2 protein-coding genes and 1 riboswitch are annotated in these 5,681 nt (G+C 63.2%); both genes read left to right on the top strand.

Annotation, left to right across the window (positions count from 1 at the left end; genetic code table 11):
* Positions 1-363 precede the first annotated feature (363 nt).
* Positions 364-577, top strand: a riboswitch (cobalamin riboswitch).
* A gap of 97 nt (positions 578-674) precedes the next feature.
* Positions 675-1,745, top strand: a complete 1,071-nt coding sequence (gene cobW, locus QMX91_RS28550; RefSeq protein WP_282413737.1) for a cobalamin biosynthesis protein CobW — start codon at positions 675-677, stop codon at positions 1,743-1,745.
* A gap of 3 nt (positions 1,746-1,748) precedes the next feature.
* Positions 1,749-5,597, top strand: coding sequence for a cobaltochelatase subunit CobN (gene cobN, locus QMX91_RS28545; RefSeq protein ID WP_282413736.1), 3,849 nt, complete (start codon positions 1,749-1,751; stop codon positions 5,595-5,597).
* The last annotated feature ends 84 nt before the right edge of the window (positions 5,598-5,681 follow it).

The following is a 5,681-nucleotide window of genomic DNA, read 5'->3' as shown; positions in this document are numbered from 1 at the left end:
GCGCAGCGCCATGCGGCGAAGCCGCATACATCGAGAGGAGGTGCAGCGAAGCAAACCGGAGGCGATGCCCCCTGATGGACACCGTAGCGAGGGAACACTGAGCCTCAGCGAAGTGCCGTACGCCGGGGCAAAGCCTTTTGGGTTACCTTTTCGGCGTTTGGAAAAGGTGACTCGCTGTAAGAGCGAAACCGCCAGAGGCAACACCCGAAGGAACGGATATGCCCCCAAACCCCAAACCTCAAACCCGGCGTTTGGAAAAAGTGACCGCTGTAAGAGCGAAACCATAGGAGGCCGTTACCGCAGCAACGGATATGCCCCCAATCCAAAAAAAAACCAAAGCATTGACCCATCCTCAAGCCATGCGTAGCCTTGCGCTTTCGAGGTTCTTCGGCCCACGCCGAAGCTAAGAAGGGAACGCGGTCAAAGCCGCGGCTGCCCCCGCAACTGTGAACGGTGAAGTTCGTTGCCACGCCACTGCCAGCTCAATCTACTGAGCCCGCGGGAAGGCGCAGCGAACGCCGGGCCCAAGGCCCGAACACCGTCAGCCAGGAGACCTGCCTCGTCACAGATTTCTCACTACAACCGGGCGGGGTGATCCGGTGGCGAATTCTTCCGCGCGCACGCTCGCAGCGGATCTCGTCCCGTATGCCCGCCACCTTGCCAAAGGGCATCCGATGAAAAAACTGGCCAAACTCCCCGTCACCATCGTCACCGGTTTCCTCGGCTCGGGCAAAACCACCTTGCTGCGACACATGCTCGACAACGCTCAGGGCCGTCGCATCGCGGTGATCGTCAACGAGTTCGGCGAGCTGGGCATCGACGGTGAAATCCTCAAGCAATGCACCATCGGCTGCACCGAAGAAGAAGCCACCGGCCGCGTCTACGAACTGGCCAACGGCTGCCTGTGCTGCACGGTGCAGGAAGAGTTCTTCCCGGTGATGCGTGAACTGGTCGCCCGTCGCGGCGATCTCGATCACATCCTGATCGAGACCTCCGGTCTGGCTCTGCCAAAACCATTGGTGCAAGCCTTCCAGTGGCCGGAAATCCGCAGCGCCTGCACCGTTGACGCGGTGATCACCGTGGTCGACAGCCCGGCCGTGGCCGCTGGCACCTTCGCCGCGTTCCCGGATCAGGTCGATGCCCAGCGCAAACTCGATCCGAACCTGGATCACGAATCGCCACTTCATGAGCTGTTCGCCGACCAACTGGCCAGCGCCGATCTGGTGATCCTCAACAAGGCCGACCAGACCAGCGCCGAAGATCTGGCTCGCGTTCGCGCCGAAGTCGCCGAAGAACTGCCGCCAGCGGTGAAAATCATCGAAGCCAGCAACGGTCGCCTGCCGCTGGACGTGCTGATCGGTCTCGGTGCCGGATCCGAAGAACATATCGACAGCCGCCACAGCCATCACGATCACCACCACGACGGTGATGACGACCACGATGACCACGATCACGACGCCTTCGATTCAATCTCTATCGAACTGCCGCAAGCCGACGAAAGCCTGCTGCTCGACGCGCTGACGCAACTGGTTGTGCAGCACGGCATCCTGCGCGTGAAGGGCTTCGCGGCGATTCCGAACAAGCCGATGCGCCTGTTGATTCAGGGCGTGGGCACACGTTTCGACAAGCACTTCGACCGCCAGTGGGGCGCTGACGAAGCGCGCGTCACCCGTCTGGTGCTGATCGGTCAGGAGCTCGATGCTGCGCAACTCGAAGCGCGACTGCGCGCCGCGCTCAGCGTTTAAGCCATGCACCTGCTCAGGACCCAGCCCGGCGGTTTCGTGTCGGATGACAACATTGCCGACCTTGGACAAACCCCCGCCGAACTGGTGATCCTGTGCAGCGGTGACTCCAGCCTGGCGCTGCTCGCCGAAGCGGCGCAGCAATTGCCCGAGGATTACCCGAGCCTGCGCCTGGCCAATCCGATGCAGGTGCAGAATCACGCCTCGGTCGACCTGTATGTCGATGAGGTGCTGCGGCACGCCAAGGTCATTCTGATTTCGCTGCACGGCGGCATCGCTTATTGGCGTTATGGCGTCGAGCGACTGGTGGAGTTGTCCGAGCGCGGGGTGCAGGTGATTCTGGTACCGGGGGATGATCGTCCCGACCCGGAACTCAGCGACCTGAGCACGGTGCCCGCCGAAGATCGCGACCGCCTCTGGCAGTTCTTGCGTCAGGGTGGCATGGGCAATGCGCTGGGCTTCTTCCATTGCCTGGCCAACCGCTGGCTGGCGCGGGATTACGCTTGGGGCGAGCCGCAGGCGTTGCCGCGCACGGCGATTTACCAGCCACAGAAAAACACCGCCGCACTGAGCGACTGGCAAGCCGAATGGCTGCCCGGTCAACCGGTCGCGGCGGTGTTGTTTTATCGCTCGCATTTGCAAGCGGCGAACACTGCGTTCATCGACGTGTTCTGCCAGCGCTTGCAGGCGGCGGGGCTCAATCCGTTGCCGATCGCCGTCGCCAGCCTGAAAGAACCCGGCTGTCTGAGCGTGGTCGAGGACTGGCTGGACGAGGTTGAGGCGGCGGTGATTCTCAACACCACCGGTTTCGCGCAGTCCAGTCCAGAAGCCCCGCATCTGCGCCCGTTCCGGCGCAATATTCCGGTGATTCAGGCGATCTGCGCTCAGGACAACGAGCCCGGTTGGCGCGACAGCGAGCAGGGTCTCGGGCCACGGGATCTGGCGATGCACATCGCCTTGCCGGAACTCGACGGGCGCATCATCAGCCGGCCGATCAGCTTCAAGGATCTGGCCTGGCGCAGTGAGCGCAGTCAGTCCGACGTGGTCTGCTATCGGGCGCAACCCGAACGCATGGATTTTGTCGCTGAACTGGCGCGGCGCTGGAGCGATCTGGCGCAACTGCCGAACGCGGAAAAACGCATCGCGCTGATTCTCGCCAACTACCCGACCCGCGACGGTCGCATCGGCAATGGCGTCGGTCTCGATACGCCGGCGGCGGCATTGAATATCCTGCGCGCGTTGCAGGCGGAAGGCTTCCCGCTGACGGCGGAGTTGCCGGACAGCGGCACCGCGTTAATCCAGCAATTGCTCGGCGGCGTCAGCAACGACCTCGACAGCATCGACCTGCGTCCGTGCCAGCAAAGTCTGGCGATGGATGCCTATCTGGCGATGTTCAACGCGCTGCCGCAAGCCAATCGCGCGGCAGTGCTGGAACGCTGGGGCGCGCCGCAAAACGATCCGATGTGCCGCGACGGGCGGATGATGATCGCCGGGCTGCGTTTTGGCCTGACCTTCGTCGGCATTCAACCGGCGCGCGGTTATCAGGTCGATCCGAGTGCGGTGTACCACGACCCGGATCTGGTGCCGCCGCACGGCTATCTGGCGTTCTATTTCTGGCTGCGCAACACCTACGGCGCGCACGCGGTGATTCACGTCGGCAAGCACGGCAACCTCGAATGGTTGCCGGGCAAGGGCGTCGGCCTTTCGGAAAATTGCTGGCCGGACGCATTGCTCGGGCCGCTGCCGAACATCTATCCGTTTATCGTCAACGACCCGGGCGAGGGCGCCCAGGCCAAACGGCGCACGCAAGCGGTGATCATCGACCACCTGATGCCGCCGCTGACCCGCGCCGAAACCTACGGCCCGCTGCGCAATCTGGAGCTGCTGGCCGACGAATATTACGAGGCGCAACTGCTCGATCCGCGTCGTGCGCGGGAGCTGCAGCGCGACATTCTGCAACTGGTGCGCGAGACGCAGATCGACCGCGAACTGCAACTCGACGCCGGTCTGGACAGCGACGCCGATGCAGCGATCTGGCTGCCGCGTCTGGACACCTATCTGTGTGACCTGAAGGAGTCGCAGATTCGCGATGGCCTGCACATTTTCGGCGAGTCGCCGACCGGACGTTTGCGCATCGATACGTTGCTGGCTTTGCTGCGCATTCCGCGTGGCGACGGCAAGGGTGCGCAGTCGAGTCTGCTGCGGGCGTTGGCCAAGGCGTTTGAGTTGGGCTTTGATCCGCTGGATTGTGTGCTTGCCGATCCGTGGAGCGGCCCGCGTCCGCCAGAGCTGCAAAGCGTCAGCGACGAAGTCTGGCGCAGCGCCGGTGATACCCGCGAACGCCTTGAGCTATTCGCCACCCAACTGATCTCCGAAACAGTGCACGCCCTTTGTAGGAGTGAGCCTGCTCGCGATAGCGGTGTGTCATTCAACACTGAATTGCCTGACCTGACGCCATCGCGAGCAGGCTCACTCCTACAGGAACCGAGGGGGGCTGAAGTGAGGGCAATCATTGATAGCCTGCGCGAAGTCGTCGCCCCACGCCTCGACGCCTGCGGCCCCGCCGAAATGCGCGGTCTGCTCGACGCCCTCAACGGGCGCTTCGTCCCCGCCGGCCCAAGCGGCGCGCCCAGTCGTGGCCGTCTCGACGTGTTGCCCACCGGGCGCAACTTCTACTCGGTGGATGTGCGCAACCTGCCGACCACTACCGCGTGGCGCATTGGTTTCCAGTCCGCCACCTTGATTCTCGAGCGCCACTTGCAGGATCACGGCGATCACCTGCGCCAGCTCGGTTTATCGGTGTGGGGCACGGCGACCATGCGCACTGGCGGTGACGACATCGCCCAGGCCATGGCGTTGATGGGCGTGCGTCCGGTCTGGGCCACCGGCAGTCAGCGCGTTGATGACTTCGAAATTCTGCCGCTGAGCCTGCTCGACCGGCCACGAGTCGATGTCACGCTGCGGGTCTCGGGCTTCTTCCGCGATGCCTTTGCCAATTTGATTCGGCTGTTCGACGCGGCCGTGCAAGCGGTAGCGGCGCTGGACGAGCCGGATGACCTCAATCCGCTGGCCGCCAAAGTCCGCGCCGAGCGTGAGGCGCTGCTGCAATCGGGGCTGGATGCCGACGCGGCGCGGCGCCAGGCCGGCTGGCGGATCTTCGGCGCCAAACCCGGAGCCTATGGCGCGGGCGTACAGGGCGCCATCGACGGTCGCCTGTGGCAGACCCGCGAGGATCTGGCCGAGGTCTACCTGAACTGGGGCGCCTACGCTTACGGCGGGGCGGACGAAGGCACCGCCGCCCGCGAGCAGTTCGTCCAGCGTCTGAGTCAGGTGCAAGCGGTGCTACAGAACCAGGACAATCGCGAGCACGACTTGCTCGATTCCAACGACTATTACCAGTTTCAGGGCGGCATGCTCGCGGCGGTGGAAACCCTGCGCGGCGAAGCGGCGGCGAGTTATCACGGCGATCACAGCCAGCCGGATCTGCCGATAATCCGTACCCTGAAAGAAGAGCTGAACCGGGTGATCCGCTCGCGGGCGGCCAATCCGAAATGGATCGACGGGGTCAAGCGTCATGGCTATAAAGGTGCCTTCGAACTGGCGGCGACAGTCGATAACCTGTTCGCTTTCGACGCCACCACGCAACTGATCGACGATCATCAGTACGCGTTGCTGGCCGATGCCTATCTGCTCGATCCGGCGACCCGCGATTTTGTCCGCGAGCACAATCCGCATGCCCTGCGCGACATGACCGAGCGCATGCTGGAAGCGCAGCAGCGCGGGATGTGGCAGGAACCCGGCGTGTATAAAGAAGCACTGGAAAACCTGCTGCTGGATATAGAAGAAGACACCTGACATACCACAACATTTTGTAGGAGTGAGCCTGCTCGCGATAGCGGTGTATCAGCCAACCTATTTGTCGCTGACCCACCGCTATCG

Origin of the sequence: Pseudomonas sp. PS01299 (assembly GCF_029960145.1) — a bacterium.
GTDB lineage: Bacteria > Pseudomonadota > Gammaproteobacteria > Pseudomonadales > Pseudomonadaceae > Aquipseudomonas > Aquipseudomonas putida_A.
Note: the sequence above shows the minus strand (reverse complement) of the source record. Positions and strands in the feature narration are given on the sequence as shown.